Origin of the sequence: Sporosarcina pasadenensis (genome assembly GCF_047228845.1) — a bacterium.
Lineage (GTDB): Bacteria > Bacillota > Bacilli > Bacillales_A > Planococcaceae > Sporosarcina.
This window is the reverse complement of record NZ_JBFEGM010000007.1, coordinates 77425-96214: the sequence shown is the minus strand read 5'-3', so window position 1 is coordinate 96214 and position 18790 is coordinate 77425. Positions and strand designations below refer to the sequence as shown.

Below are 18790 nucleotides of genomic sequence, written 5' to 3'. Positions count from 1 at the left end.
TATGGAGCGTATTACATGGGATCAGTTTTTCATGGCGCAATGCCATTTGCTTGCGGTCAGAAGCACTTGTACAAGACTGACGGTCGGAGCGACAATCGTCAGAGACAACAGGATCATTGCGGGGGGCTATAACGGCTCCATTTCAGGCGGGGACCATTGCATCGATCATGGATGTTATGTTGTCGGAAATCATTGCGTCCGAACAATTCACGCTGAGATGAACGCATTGCTCCAATGTGCAAAATACGGAAGTCCTGTTGAAGGGGCATCCTTGTATGTGACTCATTTTCCTTGTTTGCAATGCTCAAAAGCGATCATTCAGTCTGGAATAAAGACTGTCAACTATGCGTCGGATTATAAGAACGACGAATACGCCATAGAGCTTTTCAAGCAATCCGGTGTTGAAATCAGACATATCCCTTTCGATGAAAGAAAGGTGGATTTCACAAAGGAAGGGAAGTTACAGCTCATCAATGACTTGCTTGCAGAAATGGAATCATTAGGCGCGCCGACCGAAGAGCTTGTTCCATTCAAAAAAAGGGTGGATGACTTATTTGGCAAGTGATCGGCAAAATTCGCCTTATTTATATTTGCGTGCCGGTAGCCGTATCCGCTTTTGCAGCATACGGACCGGCGCAATTTTTACTCCTCAATCTATTGCTTATCCCCATTTTTCTCCGTAGAAAAGAAGCCGCCACTCCAATACTTGCATTGGCGGCATCAATATTCTCCTATTTTTTCATTTCATTGCATGTACCTGAACTTAATGAAGGCGGACAACCTGCCACCTTGAATTTAACATGGACCGATCAAGTTAAAATTGATGGCGGAAAAATGAAAGGCTTTGCGAAGACAGACACCGGCGAAGTCGTTTATGCCTTGCTGAAATTCGAGAATGAAGCCCAGAAATTACAATTTCAAAACTTGCATATCCCTTCTTATCATTTTACTTTGGAAGGGGCTTTTCAGGAACTGCCCACCTCGGCACATGAATATTCCTTCAACATGGAACGTTACTTGAGAATGAATGGTGCTGTAGGCATGTTCGAATCCACTAGATTATTAAACTATGAATTCAACTCCGGATTGAATACGATTTTATCGGAGCGAAGGTGGAATGTGAAGCAGCATATCCAAGAAACTTTTCCGGAATCGCTCGTAACGGAAGCGCAAGCCTTGCTCATTGGGGATCGGAGCGGCATGGATGAACAGGTGGCTTCCAGATATAGGACTCTTGGAATCACCCATCTATTTGCCATATCGGGTTTGCATGTCGGACTGCTGACGTTTCTATTTCGAAACCTGCTGATCAGATTGTCGGTCAGGATTGAAACAATCGATAATTTTCTGATCATTCTTCTACCATTATACGCAGTAATAGCGGGTGGAGCACCATCTGTTTGGCGAGCAGTATCCGTGACAATACTCATTCTGCTTACTGCGACTGGGCGATTCAGAATGAGAATGGATGATGCACTTGCCATGAGTGCCGCCGGCTTTATCCTTTGGCAGCCATTCGTCGTATTCCAGCCCGGATTCCAACTATCATATTTGGCCGCATTCTCGTTAATATACTCGACAAGAATACTTTCGCGTCCTACATCAGCAATTACGTTATCATTTCTAGTGACGTCCATTACTCAATTAGCGTTATATCCGATCCTTTTGTACCACTTCTATGAGTTGTCACTATCGTCTTTTATCGTAAATCTTTTCTATGTTCCTCTTTATTCATTCGTCATATTACCGACGAATATCGTATTATTGTTGTTGACCTATGCATTGCCTCCTATCGCTGAAATTGTTTTTTTGCTCTATGTTCCGTTTAGAAGCTGGATTGAGGCATGTACAGAATTTCTGGCATCCTTACCAAATCAAGTATGGGTTCCGGGTCGACCTGGTCCATTTACATCGATACTCGCAATATGCGGTACTCTCTTGTTTTTTATTGCCCTTGAAAGAGGAGTGAAAGCATTTCGGGCTGTCCCTTACGTCTTGATACCCGCGCTTCTTATTCAGGCATTACTGTATACGGAATCAGCGACGAGGGTGACGTATCTTGATGTCGGACAAGGGGATGCAATCGTCATCGAACTCCCATATCGCAGAGGAGTATACGTCATCGATACAGGAGGGACGGTGAACTTTGGAGAACCTAATTGGCGCACGCCGGAAAAAGCATTCGAAGTGGGCAGGAGCATTGTCGTCCCTTTTTTGAAAGGGAGAGGAATTACTAAAATAGATAAATTAATATTAACCCATGCGGACAGCGATCATATGGAAGGTGCGGACGAAGTTCTGGAAGAGGTCCAAGTGAGGGAGATCCACATTTCACCGGGGAGTGAAAAGGAAAAGACGATGGAAGATGTTATGCGGATAGCTACAGACAAGGGGATCCCGGTTTTTGCTATGAAAGAGGGGGCCACTTGGTTGGACAAGAACTCTGATTTTTACTATATGGCACCTGCCGTTGGTCCATACAAAGGGAATGACAGCTCCCTTGTGCTCTTCATGACGACAGAAGGGCCTTCATTCCTGTTCACCGGAGATTTGGGGGTTGAAGGAGAGAGGAAGCTACTTGGAAGATATGGAAACTTCGATTGGGGAAAGGTGATTCTGAAAGCCGGCCATCACGGCAGCCATACGTCCAGCTCTGATGAATTCGTGCGAGCTCTGCAACCGGAACTGACAATATTCTCATACGGGAAGGATAATCGGTATGGACATCCTCACGCAGAAGTGTTGGAGACTTTTAAAAAGTATGGACTTTCGACGATGTCAACGGCTGATCACGGCTCAATAACGGTTTCCGTGAAAAGAGGCGGCTATTCTGTTGTGGCGCAATAAAATGAAAAGGCGGCCTTGTCCATTCCGAGTGGGAAATGAACAAGCCGCCTTTCAGGAGTGCTATTAGTGCGCGACGAAGTCTACGATTGTAGCAATAACGAAAATTGCAGAAAAAGCAACGAAAGCTACAATGAAACCGATACCAGAGTCGATTAAATCATTGCGTTTAGACTGTACGTCATGTTCGAACTCATTCATTGCTACACCTCCTAATTCCTTTATAGTATAGATGATAACCGATAAAAAATCTATATCAAACGATCTTTTATGCCGGGTTTGTGACAATCGACACAAATTGTTCATAGTCGTGAATTGGTAATGTATAATGGGACAATGTGAGTGACTGGAGGGATTCAGATGGTCAACGCGATCTGGAAAAGCATAGGAGAAGGGAAATTAGAACCTGTTTATTTGTTGACAGGCATCGAGCAGCATTTGATTGATACGACAATCAAAAGGATTATAAAGGCGATGCCTGACATCGATGAGAGTTCGGTCGTCCGTTTTGATTTGGAGGAAACACCGATTGAAGCCGTTCTTGAAGAGGCGGACACACTTCCTTTTTTAGAAGATAGGAAATTAATTATCGCCAATAATGCATCCTTCCTGAAGGCGGCCGATAAAACGAAAGAGAAAGTCGTACATAATATCGCATTACTGGAGACTTGGCTAAGTAATCCATCGCCAACAGCAACTGTCCTGTTTTTGGCGCCTTATGAAAAACTGGACGGGCGGAAAAAGATTGTGAAGGTAATGCAACAAAAAGCGGTTGTCGTAGAAGCGATGCCGCTGACCGGCCGAGATTTGACTACATGGATACAAAACGAAGCAGGAAGGAATGGCGTCAAAATCAGTCCGGAAATTGCACAAGTGCTCGTGGAAATGGCAGGTGACAGCCTATTGACCCTTTCAAGTGAAATTGAAAAAATAGGCATGTATATGAATGGGAAAGGCGAAGTGACTAGAGAGATCATCGAAATGCTCGTACCCCGTTTGCCTGAAATGGACGTATTTCGCCTGACGGATGCATACATGACCGGCAATGTGAAAAGGACAATTACAATTTACCATGATTTACTGCGTAATGGTGAAGAGCCAATTATGCTGACTTCTCTCATTGCAGGACAGATCAGATTGATGATTCACGTAACGTCATTAGTGAAAAAAGGTTATCAACAACAGCAAATCGCAAAAACATTAAACGTCCATCCATATCGGGTGAAGTTAATTATGGATAATCGTAGTATACCGAAAATGGAAAGGCTACTCCTTATCTTAGAGAAACTAGCCCACATCGACCATCAATTAAAGTCAACAAGCGGCAAAAGGGAAAGGGTGCTTGAAATCTTTTTCATGGAGCCACTAAGAGTGTAAATAGAAAAGGCTGTCCACTTTGTCGATTAATCGACACGAGTGACAGCCTTTTTTACTTATTGCTTATAGAGCTTTTTTTGTAAGACGTGCTTTTTGACGAGCAGCTGTGTTTCTGTGGATAAGACCTTTACGAGCAGCTGTATCCAATCTTTTGACTGCGTCTTTCAAAAGTTCAGAAGCGTTCTCTTCTTTATTGATGAGCGCAGTGTCAGCTTTACGCACAGCAGTACGCATTGCAGCTTTGAATTGAGAGTTTTGCTCGTTTGCTGCGGCACTTTGTTTAACGCGCTTAATTGCACCTTTGATGTTTGGCATTCCATTCACCTCCAATTTCAGGTAAGGCAAGAGTGTTTCCATAATAGCATTCGGATATCTCTTTACAACATTAACATTTTAGCAAAAACCTAGCTTTAACGCAATAAAAATATGCAAAGAATATTTCCTTGACACAACGTGCAAACTGCATGTTGAGGTGATGACAATGGATAAGTACGACTTTTACCGGACGGACCTCTTAGTTGAAAACGAGGAAATGGTTCGCCACCGGACAGAAAAAGAAAAACAGAAATTAAAGGATTCCGAAGGTATACAATTTGATGAACAACGAAAGGGCAGAGTCATTTTGACGTCTGTCAAAATCAATGCTGAAGGGGAAAAGAAAATCGGTAAGAAGAGAGGAACCTATTTGACGTTGACGAACCCTACGTTAACGCATACCGATCGTGAAGGCCTCCAAGAGATGACGGAAATGCTCAAATTGAAACTGACAGAAATGACTGAGGGTATAACGGATTTGAAGACGGGGAAGATCCTTATGGTCGGACTTGGCAATCGGGAAGTAACTCCTGACGCTGTCGGTCCGCTGACGATGGATCGTCTGAAAGAAATTGTCCCCTTATATTATTCGGACGAGGGAAGCGAATTGTTCGTCTATGCTCCAGGAGTGACGATTCAGACTGGACTCGAGACGGCTGATTTTGTCAAAGCATTGGTGAACGAAATCAAACCTGATCTCCTGATCGTCATAGATGCATTGGCTGCCCGAGATAGTTCAAGATTATGCAAAACAATCCAAATGACAGACACAGGTATACATCCTGGCTCCGGAGTAGGGAATAGCCGAAAAGAGTTATCGAGAGAAACTCTTGGCATCCCGGTCATTGCCATCGGCATCCCGACTGTAGTGGATGGTCCGGTATTGATTGCAGATGCCATCAATACGCTATTTAGTTATATCGCGTCCAAAATCGAGGAGGAAAGTCATCCTTCCTCAAGGCTGTCCGTTGGGAATTGGCTGCATACCCCTAATAAGGATGCAGATCGAACAAAATTGGTACCTATTTTCGGCGATTGGACTTCATGGCCGCATGAGGAAAGGGTTCAACTGTTTGAAGAAGTATTATCGAATCACGACCTGAATACATTTATATCACCTAAAGAGATCGATTCATGGGCTGCTCTTTATGCAGAGACATTAACCGACTCCATAAGTGAGTGGATTGAGGACATTAAAACGAGTCATTGACCCCAACTTCAACGCATATAGTTGAAGACGGGGGGATGTCGCATGAAGAAAAATCTGCAAATATGGATTGCAATCGTATTCGTTCTTTTCCTATTCCCGGTACTCATCCAATTCATACCGGAAGAATCGAAAATCTCAAATTCGAAAATTATCAAGGAAAATGCAATGATCGTTTACGCCTCGAACATCGTTGAAGAAGAGAAAGCAGAACCTGAACCTGTAGCAGAAGTCATGGAGGAGCCCGAAACGAATGCCGGGAAAGTATTGCTTTATTTCACCCATGGCTACGAAGCGTATGAACCGATCACAAAAGCGGCTGATGGAAAAATCGCGGTAAACCATCAGACTGAAAATGTGATGAAGATGGGTGATAAGCTCAAAGGATTACTTGAAATGAATGGTGTGGAGACGGATACGTTGAAAAAGATGGTACCGATTCATGCACGTGCCTATAAGGATATGAGACCGTTCGTAAAAAAGCAGCTTTCCGAAAATGAATATGATTTAATTATTGATATCCATCGGGACGCAGTCGGACCCGAAAAGACGACAATAGTACATGAAGAGGAACGTTTTGCGAAAGTTGCATTCGTACTTGGGCTAGATAACCCTTCTTATAAAAAGAATGCAGTGATGACGAATAGGCTAAAAACAGAGATGGAAAAGCGGATTCCGGGCATAACAAGGGATGTCATTCCAAAGAGTGGGGCTGGCGTGGATGGAAAGTACAATCAAGATCTTCACCCGAACCTCATACTTTTGGAGCTTGGAGGAATTGGAAACTCGGAAGATGAACTTAATCGTACAATATCCGTTATTTCAGAAGCTATATTAGAAATTCTGAATAACGGTGAAACGGAAGGATAGGAATGAAAGTTTAGCTTCATGGATAATGTCCATGAAGCTTTTATTCGTTTGAAGTATCACCAATCTTTATCAAATCGCGCTCATCTGTTAGACTTGATAAGTCAATAATGTACGCTTTCATTATTTAATTTGCGGGAATAAGAAAATGTAACATGTTTATCAGTTATTTGCTATAATGCAAATAGCTTATATAGGAGTGAACTGACAGATGAATCATGAAGAAAGATTGGCACGTCAAAAAAACATTAGGAACTTCTCGATCATTGCCCATATCGATCACGGGAAATCAACGTTGGCCGATCGACTATTGGAAAAGACGGAAACGGTAAGCTCGCGTGAAATGAAATCACAGACACTGGATTCTATGGATTTGGAACGCGAACGCGGAATTACGATCAAATTGAACGCAGTGCAATTATCATACACGGCGAAAAATGGTGAAGAGTACACTTTCCACCTGATCGATACTCCAGGGCACGTAGACTTTACGTACGAAGTGTCACGAAGCCTTGCAGCATGTGAAGGAGCGCTGCTTGTTGTTGACGCAGCCCAAGGAATTGAAGCCCAAACGTTGGCAAACGTTTATTTGGCGCTGGATAATGATCTAGAAATTTTGCCTATTATTAATAAAATCGATTTGCCTGCGGCGGATCCGGATAAAGTGAAAAAAGAGATTGAAGATGTCATCGGTTTGGATGCCTCTGAGGCAGTCCATGCATCTGCGAAAGCCGGCATCGGCATCGAAGAGATCCTAGAGCAGATCGTCGAGAAAGTGCCCGCGCCGACAGGAGATCCGGAAGCGCCATTGAAAGCATTGATTTTCGATTCTCATTATGATCAGTACAAGGGTGTCATCGTCAATATCCGAATTGTTGAAGGGACTGTAAAACCCGGCGACAAAATTCGCATGATGGCAACCGGAAAAGAGTTCGAAGTCATTGAGACTGGAGTGTTCACACCGAATATTTCCATGCGCGATGAACTATCAGTTGGAGATGTCGGCTTCCTTTCCGCGGCGATTAAAAATGTCGGGGATACACGGGTAGGGGACACGATTACGAATGCGAAGAACCCTGCAAGTGAGCCGCTGCCAGGTTACCGTAGATTGAATCCGATGGTGTTCTGCGGACTTTACCCGATCGATTCATCCAAGTATGTCGACTTGCGTGAAGCGCTTGAGAAACTTGAGCTGAACGACTCAGCTTTGGAGTATGAAGCGGAGACATCACAGGCATTAGGCTTCGGATATCGATGCGGATTCCTCGGACTTCTCCATATGGAAATCATCCAGGAGCGGATTGAACGGGAATTTAAAATTGACTTGATAACTACAGCACCGAGCGTTATTTACAATGTTGTCACGACTGACGGAAAAGAATTGAAAGTCGACAACCCTTCCATGATGCCGGATGCACAAAAAATCGATCATGTTGAAGAGCCTTACGTAAAAGCATCAATCATGGTGCCAAACGAATATGTCGGTTCCGTCATGGAGTTATGCCAGACAAAACGCGGTAATTTCATTACAATGGATTACTTGGACGCTTCACGTGTCAATATCATATACGAATTGCCTCTTGCAGAAATCGTCTATGACTTTTTCGACCAATTAAAATCTGGGACGAAAGGATACGCGTCATTCGATTATGAACTGATTGGCTATAAAACATCGAAGCTTGTGAAAATGGACATCCTGTTGAACGGTGAGCAAGTCGACGCATTGAGCTTCATCGTCCACCGTGATTTCAGCTACGAGCGGGGTAAGGCGATTGTCGAGAAACTGAAGAATCTCATTCCTCGTCAACAGTTCGAAGTACCTGTCCAAGCCGCAATTGGTCAAAAGATCGTTGCCCGTTCGACGATCAAATCGATCGGTAAAAACGTTCTTGCCAAATGTTACGGCGGAGACATCTCCCGTAAACGGAAATTGCTTGAGAAGCAAAAAGAAGGGAAAAAGCGGATGAAGCAAGTCGGATCCGTCGAAGTCCCACAAGAAGCGTTCATGGCTGTCCTCAAAATGGACGAGGATTGATATCTGAAAAATTAAAAGGAGTCCAATCCGGACTCCTTTTTGCACGACCGCTATTGCTGACTAGAAAGGGGAAAACCAAATGCGAGGTATGTATATTCATATTCCTTTCTGCCATCAGATTTGCCATTACTGTGATTTCAATAAAGTGTTCTTTAAAAATCAACCAGTTGATGAGTATATCGAATCGATCGGAAATGAACTTGCCATCATGGCGAATGAAGGTCATTCATTCAACGGGCTTGAGACCGTCTTCCTAGGCGGAGGAACACCGACTTCATTATCAGAAAAACAACTTGACCGATTACTGGAAATCATCCATCAGCATGTCGACGTCAGTACGTTGCGGGAATTTTCGACGGAAGCAAATCCTGATGAGTTGACCCGCGGAAAACTAACTGTCCTGAAAAACGGCGGTGTAGGTCGACTGAGCATCGGCGTCCAATCCTTCGACGAGCAACTTTTAAAAAGGATCGGGAGGACGCACGGCGCGGATACTCCCAAAAAAGTCATTCAGGATGCACGTGAAATCGGCTTTGAAAACATAAGCATCGACCTCATCTATGGATTGCCGGAACAATCCATTCGTCAATGGGAGGATACGCTCGATAAAGCACTATCATTGGACCTTCCTCATTACTCAGGGTACTCGCTCATCGTCGAGCCTAAAACGGTCTTTTATAACTTGATGAATAAAGGGAAGCTGCCGTTGCCAGGAGAGGATACCGAAGCAGAGATGTTTTCTATGCTGATCGACCGGATGGGCGAAGCCGGCAAAATGCAATACGAAATCAGCAATTTTGCGAAAACTGGGTATGAGTCAATCCACAATCTCATTTACTGGGATAATGACGAGTACGCCGGCATAGGCGCGGGCGCGCATGGGTACTTGAAAGGGCAACGATATGCTAATCATGGACCGCTTAGAAAATATATGGAATCGATGGAAACCGGATCGCGACCTATCGTGGAACAACATGTCGTATCGCCAACTGAAGCAATGGAGGAGGAAATGTTTCTAGGGCTGCGAAAATCCGAAGGCGTATCCCTTCATTCATTCGAATCCAAATTCGGAAAAACATTGTCGGAAGTTTACGGCAATGTTCTTGAAGAGCTGACTAGTAAAGGTCTGATTTCTGAATCTGAGGGTAGTATAAAACTGACAGGGAAAGGCGTTTTCAGAGGGAACGAAGTATTCCAGCAATTTCTCAAATGACCGCGAGTGAATTCATTGACACTAACAATTCGATTTGTTAAATTATGAGTAGTATTAGCACTCACACTTAAAGAGTGCTAACAGGAGTGATGATTATGTTGACAAACAGACAATTGCTTATTTTGCAACTGACGGTTAACGATTTCATCGAATCCGCCCAACCTGTCGGATCAAGGCAGTTATCTAAAAAACCGGAAGCCCCTTTTAGTCCTGCGACCATTCGGAATGACATGGCCGATTTAGAAGAGATGGGCTATCTTGAAAAGACCCATACTTCATCAGGTAGAGTCCCTTCCGAAAAAGGGTACCGTTTCTATGTCGATCATTTATTGACTCCCGAAAAACTGACATTGGAAGATAGTGTGCAATTGCGCTCCATTTTTCAGGAACGGGTTGTGGAGACGGAGGAATTGATAAGGAATTCCGCCAAAATCATATCCGAATTGACGAATTATACGTCTATACTTTTAGGACCGGATATGTCCATGCATTCAGTGAAACGGTTTTCGATCGTGCCGCTGGATGACACAAAAGCGGTCGCCATCATTGTGACCGACAATGGACATGTTGAGAATCGGGTCTTTGATGTACCGCAAGGCATGCTTGCTTCGGATATTGAAAAGATGGTCAATATTTTAAACGAAAGGCTTGTCGGGACACCACTGAGTTTCCTACAAAACAAGCTTGCCCATGAAACGAGAACGGTTTTCGAACAGCATGTGCATCATGCTGGTGAACTGTTTGCTTCCTTTCAAAGGGCTATGACGATCAAGCCTGAGGAACGTCTGTATTTCGGCGGCAAAATGAATATGATGAAGCAACCGGAATTTAACGACCTACAAAAAATGAAGATGTTTTTCGAGTTGATGGAAACCGGAGAGCCAGCGATGACATTTTTCCAAGATGATTCAAAAGGCATTCACGTTCGGATCGGTTCGGAAAACAAGCATAACGCAATGGAAGATTGCAGTGTGATTACTGCCAATTACTCTGCCGGTGACAATATGGCTGGTTCCATAGCAATCATCGGACCGAAGCGGATGGATTATGGCAGGGTCATAACGGTGCTTGATATCCTAAGTGAGAACTTATCGCAAGCATTATTGCAAATGACCATCGGATTGGATAGGAGGAAAGAAAAGTGACGGATAAAAAAGAAACAGTGGAAAAAGAAGACGTTCAACAGGACACTGTGGCGGCCGAGGACGTTGCATCAGCTCAACAAGAGACTGTAGCAGAAGACGGCGTTGCAGAAGTTGGTCCTGAGATCGATGTAAAGGACAAAAGAATTAACGAGCTTGAGTCCAAGTTAGAAGAAGAGGAAAACAAGCTGCTGCGTGTCCTTGCAGATTTTGAAAATGCCAAAAGAAGGAATGCGCTTGATCAGGAAGCGCTCGTCAAATACAAAGCCCAAAGCTTGTTGACATCTATTTTGCCCGTCTTGGACAACTTCGAACGCGCTCTTACAGTCGAAGTCAAAAATGACGAAGCTCAATCTATCATGACAGGAATGGATATGATTTATCGTAACCTTCTCGAAGCTCTCAAAGGTGAAGGGCTCGTCGAAATCGAGGCTTCAGACAAGGAATTCGATCCAAATTTCCATCAGGCGGTCATGACGGGCAGCGATCCTGATAAGTCATCAGGCATCGTGCTTGAGGAGCTTCAAAAAGGGTATTTGTTGAAAGATCGTGTACTTCGTCCTTCCATGGTCAAAGTAAACGAATGAGTATGTAATCTAGTTGAAGATGTATTATTTTAGGAGGAATTCAAATGAGCAAAATTATCGGTATCGACTTAGGTACAACTAACTCTGTAGTTGCAGTATATGAAGGCGGAGAGGCGAAAGTCATTCCTAACCCGGAAGGAAATCGTACAACACCTTCAGTAGTTGCATTCAAAAACGGAGAGCGACAAGTCGGGGAAGTGGCTAAGCGCCAATCCATTACGAATCCAAACACCATTATGTCCGTGAAAAGACATATGGGTTCCGATTATAAAGTGAAAGTTGAAGATAAAGAATACACTCCACAAGAAGTTTCTGCAATGATCCTTCAATATATGAAAGGTTACGCGGAAGAATACTTAGGTGAAAAAGTGACGAAAGCAGTCATTACCGTTCCGGCTTATTTCAATGATGCACAGCGTCAAGCGACGAAGGATGCCGGCACAATTGCAGGACTTGAAGTTGAGAGAATCATTAACGAACCGACAGCGGCTGCTCTTGCTTACGGTCTTGATAAGGCGGATGAAGATGAAACGATCCTCGTCTATGACCTTGGCGGCGGTACATTCGACGTTTCAATCCTCGAGCTCGGCGATGGTGTCTTCCAAGTGCGTGCAACGGCAGGCGACAATAAATTGGGCGGCGACGACTTCGACGATGTCATCATTGACTACTTGGTACAAGAATTCCGTAAAGAAAACGCAATCGATCTATCAAAAGACAAAATGGCGATGCAACGCTTGAAAGACGCAGCTGAAAAAGCGAAGAAAGACCTTTCAGGGGTAACGTCAACTCAAATTTCATTGCCGTTCATCACTGCGGGAGAAGCGGGTCCGCTTCATTTGGAGATTTCATTGACTCGCGCTAAATTCGACGAATTGACAGCACATTTGGTGGAACGTTCAATGGTGCCGACGCGCCAGGCTATGAAAGATGCAGACTTGTCACCATCAGAAATTGACCGTGTCATCCTCGTAGGAGGTTCTACACGTATTCCGGCTGTACAAGAAGCAATCAAGAAAGAAACTGGCAAAGAGCCTTTCAAAGGCGTTAACCCTGATGAAGTCGTAGCTATGGGTGCGGCTGTTCAAGGTTCGATCCTGCGCGGAGATGTGAAAGATGTTGTCTTGCTTGACGTAACGCCACTTTCCCTAGGAATCGAGACAATGGGCGGCGTATTCACGAAATTGATCGAAAGAAATACGACGATTCCAACGAGCAAGTCCCAAGTGTTCTCGACGGCTGCTGATAACCAGCCTGCGGTAGATATCCACGTATTGCAAGGCGAGCGTCCAATGGCTGCCGATAATAAAACACTTGGCCGTTTCCAATTGACGGATATTCCACCGGCTCCACGCGGTATCCCGCAGATCGAAGTGACATTCGATATCGACAAAAACGGTATTGTCACAGTAAAAGCGAAAGATCTCGGAACGCAAAAAGAGCAAAACATTACGATTCAATCAAGCTCCGGCCTTTCTGATGATGAAATCGAGCGCATGGTGAAGGATGCCGAAGCGAATGCTGAAGCGGATAAACAGCGCAAAGAAGAAGCAGATTTGAAAAATGACGCTGACCAGCTCGTATTCATGGCTGAAAAGACATTGAAAGACCTTGAAGGCAAAGTATCTGAAGACGAAGTGAAAAAAGTTGAAGATGCTAAAGAAGAACTGAAAGCGGCAGTTGAAGCAGGAAACTTGGACGAAATGCGTACGAAGAAGCAAGCATTGGAAGAACTTGTCCAACAATTGTCGGTTAAATTGTATGAGCAGGCAGCAGCGGAAGCTCAAGCGCAAGGCGGCTCAGCTGAAGCTGGCGGCCAACCGCAAGATGATGGTGTTGTCGATGCCGACTTTGAAGAAGTGGACGATGACAAGAAAAACTAATTGAACGATTGATTGACGGAAAAGTCAAAGTCCGATATTCCGGCTTTGACTTTTTCTTTTGTTGAGCGAGCAATATAATCTTGCCGATAGCAGTTTTGTCTCTTTTTTCTATGCGTGTTACAATGAGCTGTAACTCGGAACTGGAACGGTTTTAAGCTAGGATTACGGTTCGTGAAATGCGAATGTCAAAGATTCATGGGAGAGTGGAATAATGAGCAAGCGTGATTATTACGAAGTACTTGGCGTGCCGAAAACGGCAAGCAAAGAGGATATTAGGAAAGCCTATCGGAAATTATCTAAACAATATCATCCCGACTTGAATAAAGAAGCGGGAGCAGAAGAGAAATTTAAAGAAGTGACAGAAGCTTTTGAGATATTGAGTGACGAGAAGAAACGCGCAAATTACGACCAATTCGGCCATGCTGATCCTAACCAAGGGTTCGGCGGTTTCGGCGGCTTTAGCGGAGGTTCTGCCGACGGATTCGGTTTTGAAGATATTTTCAGTACGTTCTTTGGCGGTGGTACGAGACGACGCGATCCGAACGCACCTAGGAAAGGCGATGATCTCCAGTACTCCATGACGATCGATTTCATGGAAGCAGTATTTGGAAAAGAGACTGAAATTGAATTGCCTAGAGAAGAAACATGTGATACGTGCAGCGGAACCGGAGCCAAAAAAGGTACACCGGTCAATACATGTTCGCATTGTGGTGGATCAGGACAAATTTCAATCACTCAAAATACTCCATTAGGTCAAATGGTAAACCGCAGGGCATGTCCGCAGTGTCAAGGATCCGGCAAAATCATTCCTGAAAAATGCGAAACTTGCCATGGTGCAGGACGTGTGACGAAACGGAAGAAAATCAAAGTGACAATTCCTGCGGGTGTCGATGATGGTCAGCAGTTGCGCGTGTCTGGTCAAGGGGAAGCAGGCATCAATGGCGGCCCGGCTGGAGACTTATACATCGTCTTCAGGGTGAAAGATCATGATCGCTTTATTCGTGAGGGCGACGATATCTATTTGGAAGTCCCTATTACATTCCCTCAATTGGCGCTTGGAGATGAAATCGAAGTGCCGACTGTGACGGGGAACGTCAAATTGAAGATACCTGCAGGGACGCAATCAGGAACGAATTTCCGCCTGCGCGGAAAAGGCGTCAAAAATGTACACGGACATGGAATAGGTGATCAGCATGTCATCATCAAAGCGATCACGCCTAAAAAAATGACGGAAAAACAGAAAGAGCTACTCCGTGAATTCGCTTCAATCGATGGCAACTCGCCAGATGAGTATTCGAGCTCACTTTTTGATAAAATCAAAAGAACAATAAAAGGCGACTGAAAGGGATGAACGTAGTTGAAATGGTCTGAAATCTCCATCCATACATCACATGAGGCGACAGAAGCCGTTGCCAATATTTTGCATGAAGCGGGGGCGAGCGGAGTCATCATCGAGGATTCCGAGGAGCCTGACCGGATTCATGAAGATCGTTTCGGCGAGATCTACGAGCTCAAGAAAGAAGACTTCCCTGCAGAAGGGGTCATCGTCAAAGCCTACTTGCCAGTTAACAGCTTTTTGATCGAAACGGTGAAAGAAATAAGTGAATCCGTAAACGAACTGGCTGAGTTCGGCTTGGATGTGGGACTCAATCGAGTTCAGACAAACGAAGTCGATGAAGAAGATTGGGCGACGGCTTGGAAAAAATATTACCATCCTGTCAAAATCTCGGGAAGATTCACGATCGTTCCTACGTGGGAAACGTATGAGCCTGTTGATTCTGATGAATTGATCATTGAACTCGATCCTGGCATGGCTTTCGGAACAGGGACACACCCGACGACGGTCATGTGTCTACAGGCATTGGAAAAGTATGTGAAACAAGGCGACACTGTCATTGATGTCGGGACCGGATCGGGAGTGTTGTCTATCGGAGCAGCACTACTTGGAGCGTCTCATGTCCATGCGCTTGACCTGGATGAAGTCGCCGTGCAGGCAGCAAAAGAGAATATCAGCTTGAATAAGGTTGAAAATATCATTGAGGTAACACATGGCAATTTATTAGATTCCGTCAAAGAGCCGGCCTCAATTATCGTTGCCAATATTTTAGCGGAAGTAATTATGACGTTTTCCAGAGATGCGTACTCCATCTTGCCAGAAGACGGGCTGTTCATCGTATCGGGAATCATCGCTCAAAAACGGGACCTTGTGAAGGAAGATCTCCAAAGCAAAGGCTTTGAAATCATCGAATCGGTCTTAATGGAAGAGTGGGTGGCGATTATCGCTTCCAAAAGGAGCGTGTGAACCTGTGCAACGCTATTTCCTTGAGACGCCATTCGAAGAGGACGGAAAAGCCTCTATTTCCGGTGATGACGGTAAGCATATCGCAAAGGTGATGAGAATGGAGGTCGGTGATCTCATCATTGCTGTAGATCATGGCGAAGCATTCATCTCTGAAATAACAAGCATTCACTCGGATGGAGTGTCTGTCAGTAAGAAGGATGGCCCCCTGCCAACGAACGAAATGCAAGTGAACGTGACAATTGCTTGTGGCTTGCCTAAAGGCGATAAATTGGATTTAATCGTACAGAAAGGGACCGAGCTTGGTATGCATTCAGTTATCCCTTTTGAAGCGGAACGATCCATCGTTAAATGGGATGCGAAAAAAGGCGATAAAAAAGTGGAAAGGCTCAAAAAGATTGCGAAGGAAGCAGCGGAACAGTGTCATCGGACGAAGATTCCAGTTGTTTCAGCCCCGATGTCTTTCAAGCAATTGATCCAGGAGTCAAGAAACTATGATATTCGCTTTTTTGCGGATGAGGAAGATGCGAAAGGCACTGACCCAAACAGGATTGCAGACAGGTTGAAAAACGTGTATCATAAACAAACGGTACTGGTCGTTTTCGGTCCTGAAGGCGGATTGTCAAGAAAGGAAGCCGAGGAAATGCGCGCAGCGGATTTTTTATCGGTTTCATTAGGCCCGCGCATACTGAGGACGGAAACTGCCCCGCTCTATTTTTTGTCCGCAATGTCATACGAATTTGAATGAAAGAGGTGAGCAGCTAGTGTCTTCTGTCGCTTTTCATACATTAGGCTGCAAAGTGAATCATTATGAAACGGAAGCTATTTGGCAGCTTTTCAAGGATGCCGGATATGAACGATCCGATTTCGAAAAAAATGCAGACGTCTACGTTATTAATACATGTACGGTCACGAATACCGGCGATAAGAAAAGTCGCCAAGTCATCCGGAGAGCCATCAGGCGCAATCCGGATGCGGTCATTTGTGTTACTGGTTGTTATGCACAGACTTCCCCGGCTGAAATCATGGCGATTCCGGGAGTCGATATTGTCGTCGGTACACAGGACCGTACGAAATTACTCGGACTGATAGATGAATTTAAGGTCGAACGTCAACCGATCAATGCTGTACGGAACATTATGAAGAACCGGGTATACGAAGAGCTCGACGTGCCTGCGTTCACAGATCGCACGAGAGCTTCATTGAAAATACAGGAAGGTTGCAACAACTTCTGCACGTTCTGTATTATCCCATGGGCTCGTGGGCTTATGCGGTCAAGAGACCCAGAAGAAGTCATCCGGCAAGCCCAGCAATTAGTCGATGCCGGGTATCTGGAAATTGTCCTGACGGGAATCCACACAGGCGGATATGGTGAGGATTTGAAAGATTATAACCTTGCCCGCCTGCTGCGTGACCTTGAAACACAGGTGAAGGGATTGAAAAGACTACGGATCAGCTCAATTGAAGCAAGTCAATTGACTGATGAAGTAATTGAAGTGTTGCGTCAGTCAACCAAGATTGTTAGGCATTTGCATATCCCGATTCAATCCGGATCCAATACAGTACTGAAACGGATGAGAAGGAAATATACGATGGAATTTTTCGCAGAAAGACTCGATCGTCTGCGTGAAGCACTTCCGCATCTCGCCATCACATCTGATGTTATCGTAGGTTTCCCGGGTGAGACGGAAGAAGAATTCATGGACACGTATAATTTCGTCAGGGATTATCGTTTTTCCGAATTGCACGTATTCCCTTATTCGAAACGTACGGGGACACCAGCAGCACGGATGGAAGATCAGATTGACGAAGAAGTAAAAAATGAACGTGTCCACCGCCTAATTGAATTGAATGATCAATTGGCAAAACAATATGCAGCCGAATTTGAAGACGAAGTGCTTGAAGTGATTCCGGAAGAAAAGTATAAGCACGACTCGGAAAGCGGTTTGTATGAAGGATATACGGATAACTATTTGAAAGTCGTCTTCCCAGCCGAGGAGTCGATGGTCGGCAAAATTGTCAAAGTGAAAATTACGAAGGTTGGCTATCCTTATAATGAAGGTCAATTCGTCCGTGTTATGGAAGAGGAAGAAGTCCTTGCATGAGTTTTTCAGAAAAACGGTTCATCCATTGTTGGGTGGACTGTTTTTTGATGCGAAGAAATTCATTCTTTGCTATGATGAAAGAGGTATGTACAACTTGAGGAGGAATTATTTTGAATCAACAATATGCATCATATATCGACCATACATTACTGAAAGCGGATGCGACAAAAGAAGAAATCATTAAGTTATGTGAAGAAGCGAAGACATATTCTTTCGCATCGGTATGCGTCAACCCCACGTGGGTAAAGACGGCAGCAGAAATCTTGAAAGGGTCAACAGCAAAAGTATGCACGGTTATCGGATTTCCTCTAGGTGCTTCCACAAGCGAAGTGAAAGCGTTTGAAACGAAAGACGCTATTGAAAACGGTGCCGGCGAAATCGATATGGTTATTAATATCGGCGCATTGCGGAGCGGTGATGATGAACTTGTCAAAGACGACATTGCGGCTGTTGTCGATTCCGCAAAAGGCAAGGCGATCGTCAAAGTGATTATTGAAACGGCATTGTTGAACGATCAAGAGAAAAGGAAAGCTTGCGAACTTTCACGCGCTGCTGGTGCCGATTTTGTCAAAACATCAACCGGTTTCTCAACTGGCGGAGCTACAGTCGAAGATGTGAAATTGATGCGAGGAGTCGTCGGTCCGGAAATGGGTGTGAAGGCTTCTGGAGGAGTTCGTAGCTTCGACGATATGAAAAAGATGATTGACGCAGGCGCGACAAGGATTGGTGCAAGTTCAGGAGTTCAAATCATGCAAGGGTTGCAAGGAAACTCTGCATATTGATAGGCTTCCTGCCCCCCCAATGAAAATTTTCCTATTTCCCGAAGATATTTTGAAAGTTTTTTATTGACCGCTCACAAATAGTACGATATAATTTTTTAGTACAAGGAGTAACGCCTTGTTTCGAAGTGTGCTCG

The 18790-nt window shown here is 44.5% G+C and carries 17 protein-coding genes; 15 read left to right on the top strand and 2 right to left on the bottom strand.

Features of this window, described 5'->3' with window-relative positions:
• Nucleotide 1 precedes the first annotated feature (1 nt).
• On the top strand, nucleotides 2–565 hold the full coding sequence (locus AB1K89_RS11205) for a ComE operon protein 2 (protein WP_413054823.1): 564 nt from the start codon (nucleotides 2–4) through the stop codon (nucleotides 563–565).
• Nucleotides 562–2847, top strand: coding sequence for a DNA internalization-related competence protein ComEC/Rec2 (locus AB1K89_RS11200; protein WP_413054822.1), 2286 nt, complete (start codon nucleotides 562–564; stop codon nucleotides 2845–2847). Before AB1K89_RS11205 ends, AB1K89_RS11200 begins: the two co-directional genes overlap by 4 nt.
• A gap of 63 nt (nucleotides 2848–2910) precedes the next feature.
• Here the strand turns inward: AB1K89_RS11200 and AB1K89_RS11195 are convergent, their stop codons facing one another.
• Nucleotides 2911–3045, bottom strand: coding sequence for a YqzM family protein (locus AB1K89_RS11195; protein WP_251694353.1), 135 nt, complete (start codon nucleotides 3043–3045; stop codon nucleotides 2911–2913).
• A 159-nt stretch (nucleotides 3046–3204) separates the two neighbouring features.
• On the opposite strand from AB1K89_RS11195, the gene holA reads away from it, so the two are divergent.
• Entirely contained in the window at nucleotides 3205–4221 is a 1017-nt protein-coding gene (gene holA, locus AB1K89_RS11190; RefSeq protein ID WP_413054821.1) for a DNA polymerase III subunit delta, read from the top strand.
• A 63-nt stretch (nucleotides 4222–4284) separates the two neighbouring features.
• On the opposite strand, the gene rpsT is transcribed toward holA, so the two are convergent.
• Nucleotides 4285–4536: a 30S ribosomal protein S20 gene (gene rpsT, locus AB1K89_RS11185; protein ID WP_413054820.1), complete on the bottom strand. Its 252-nt coding sequence runs from the start codon at nucleotides 4534–4536 to the stop codon at nucleotides 4285–4287.
• 166 nt (nucleotides 4537–4702) lie between these two features.
• Here rpsT and gpr point away from each other — a divergent pair, with 166 nt between their 5' ends.
• From gpr to deoC, 12 genes are all read left to right on the top strand, one after another.
• Nucleotides 4703–5746: a GPR endopeptidase gene (gpr, locus tag AB1K89_RS11180; RefSeq protein WP_413054819.1), complete on the top strand. Its 1044-nt coding sequence runs from the start codon at nucleotides 4703–4705 to the stop codon at nucleotides 5744–5746.
• Between the two features lie 42 nt (nucleotides 5747–5788).
• Nucleotides 5789–6613, top strand: coding sequence for a stage II sporulation protein P (gene spoIIP, locus AB1K89_RS11175; protein WP_413054818.1), 825 nt, complete (start codon nucleotides 5789–5791; stop codon nucleotides 6611–6613).
• Between the two features lie 208 nt (nucleotides 6614–6821).
• Nucleotides 6822–8645 (top strand): translation elongation factor 4, encoded by a 1824-nt coding sequence (gene lepA, locus AB1K89_RS11170; protein ID WP_413054817.1) that lies wholly within the window; start codon nucleotides 6822–6824, stop codon nucleotides 8643–8645.
• A gap of 79 nt (nucleotides 8646–8724) precedes the next feature.
• Entirely contained in the window at nucleotides 8725–9858 is a 1134-nt protein-coding gene (gene hemW / locus AB1K89_RS11165; RefSeq protein WP_413054816.1) for a radical SAM family heme chaperone HemW, read from the top strand.
• Between the two features lie 95 nt (nucleotides 9859–9953).
• Entirely contained in the window at nucleotides 9954–11003 is a 1050-nt protein-coding gene (gene hrcA / locus AB1K89_RS11160; protein WP_413054815.1) for a heat-inducible transcriptional repressor HrcA, read from the top strand.
• Complete coding sequence (gene grpE / locus AB1K89_RS11155) at nucleotides 11000–11587, top strand: nucleotide exchange factor GrpE (RefSeq protein WP_413054814.1); 588 nt, start codon at nucleotides 11000–11002, stop codon at nucleotides 11585–11587. The genes hrcA and grpE overlap by 4 nt, the downstream gene beginning before the upstream one ends.
• Before the next feature lie 44 nt (nucleotides 11588–11631).
• On the top strand, nucleotides 11632–13470 hold the full coding sequence (gene dnaK, locus AB1K89_RS11150; protein WP_413054813.1) for a molecular chaperone DnaK: 1839 nt from the start codon (nucleotides 11632–11634) through the stop codon (nucleotides 13468–13470).
• Nucleotides 13471–13681: 211 nt separating this feature from the next.
• Nucleotides 13682–14812, top strand: a complete 1131-nt coding sequence (gene dnaJ / locus AB1K89_RS11145) for a molecular chaperone DnaJ (RefSeq protein ID WP_413054812.1) — start codon at nucleotides 13682–13684, stop codon at nucleotides 14810–14812.
• Nucleotides 14813–14827: 15 nt separating this feature from the next.
• Nucleotides 14828–15772, top strand: coding sequence for a 50S ribosomal protein L11 methyltransferase (gene prmA / locus AB1K89_RS11140; RefSeq protein ID WP_413054811.1), 945 nt, complete (start codon nucleotides 14828–14830; stop codon nucleotides 15770–15772).
• A gap of 4 nt (nucleotides 15773–15776) precedes the next feature.
• Nucleotides 15777–16517, top strand: a complete 741-nt coding sequence (locus AB1K89_RS11135; RefSeq protein WP_413054810.1) for a 16S rRNA (uracil(1498)-N(3))-methyltransferase — start codon at nucleotides 15777–15779, stop codon at nucleotides 16515–16517.
• A gap of 16 nt (nucleotides 16518–16533) precedes the next feature.
• A complete protein-coding gene (mtaB, locus tag AB1K89_RS11130; RefSeq protein WP_413054809.1) occupies nucleotides 16534–17874 on the top strand; it encodes a tRNA (N(6)-L-threonylcarbamoyladenosine(37)-C(2))-methylthiotransferase MtaB in 1341 nt (446 codons plus the stop codon).
• Between the two features lie 110 nt (nucleotides 17875–17984).
• Entirely contained in the window at nucleotides 17985–18656 is a 672-nt protein-coding gene (gene deoC / locus AB1K89_RS11125) for a deoxyribose-phosphate aldolase (RefSeq protein ID WP_413054808.1), read from the top strand.
• Nucleotides 18657–18790: the final 134 nt, after the last annotated feature.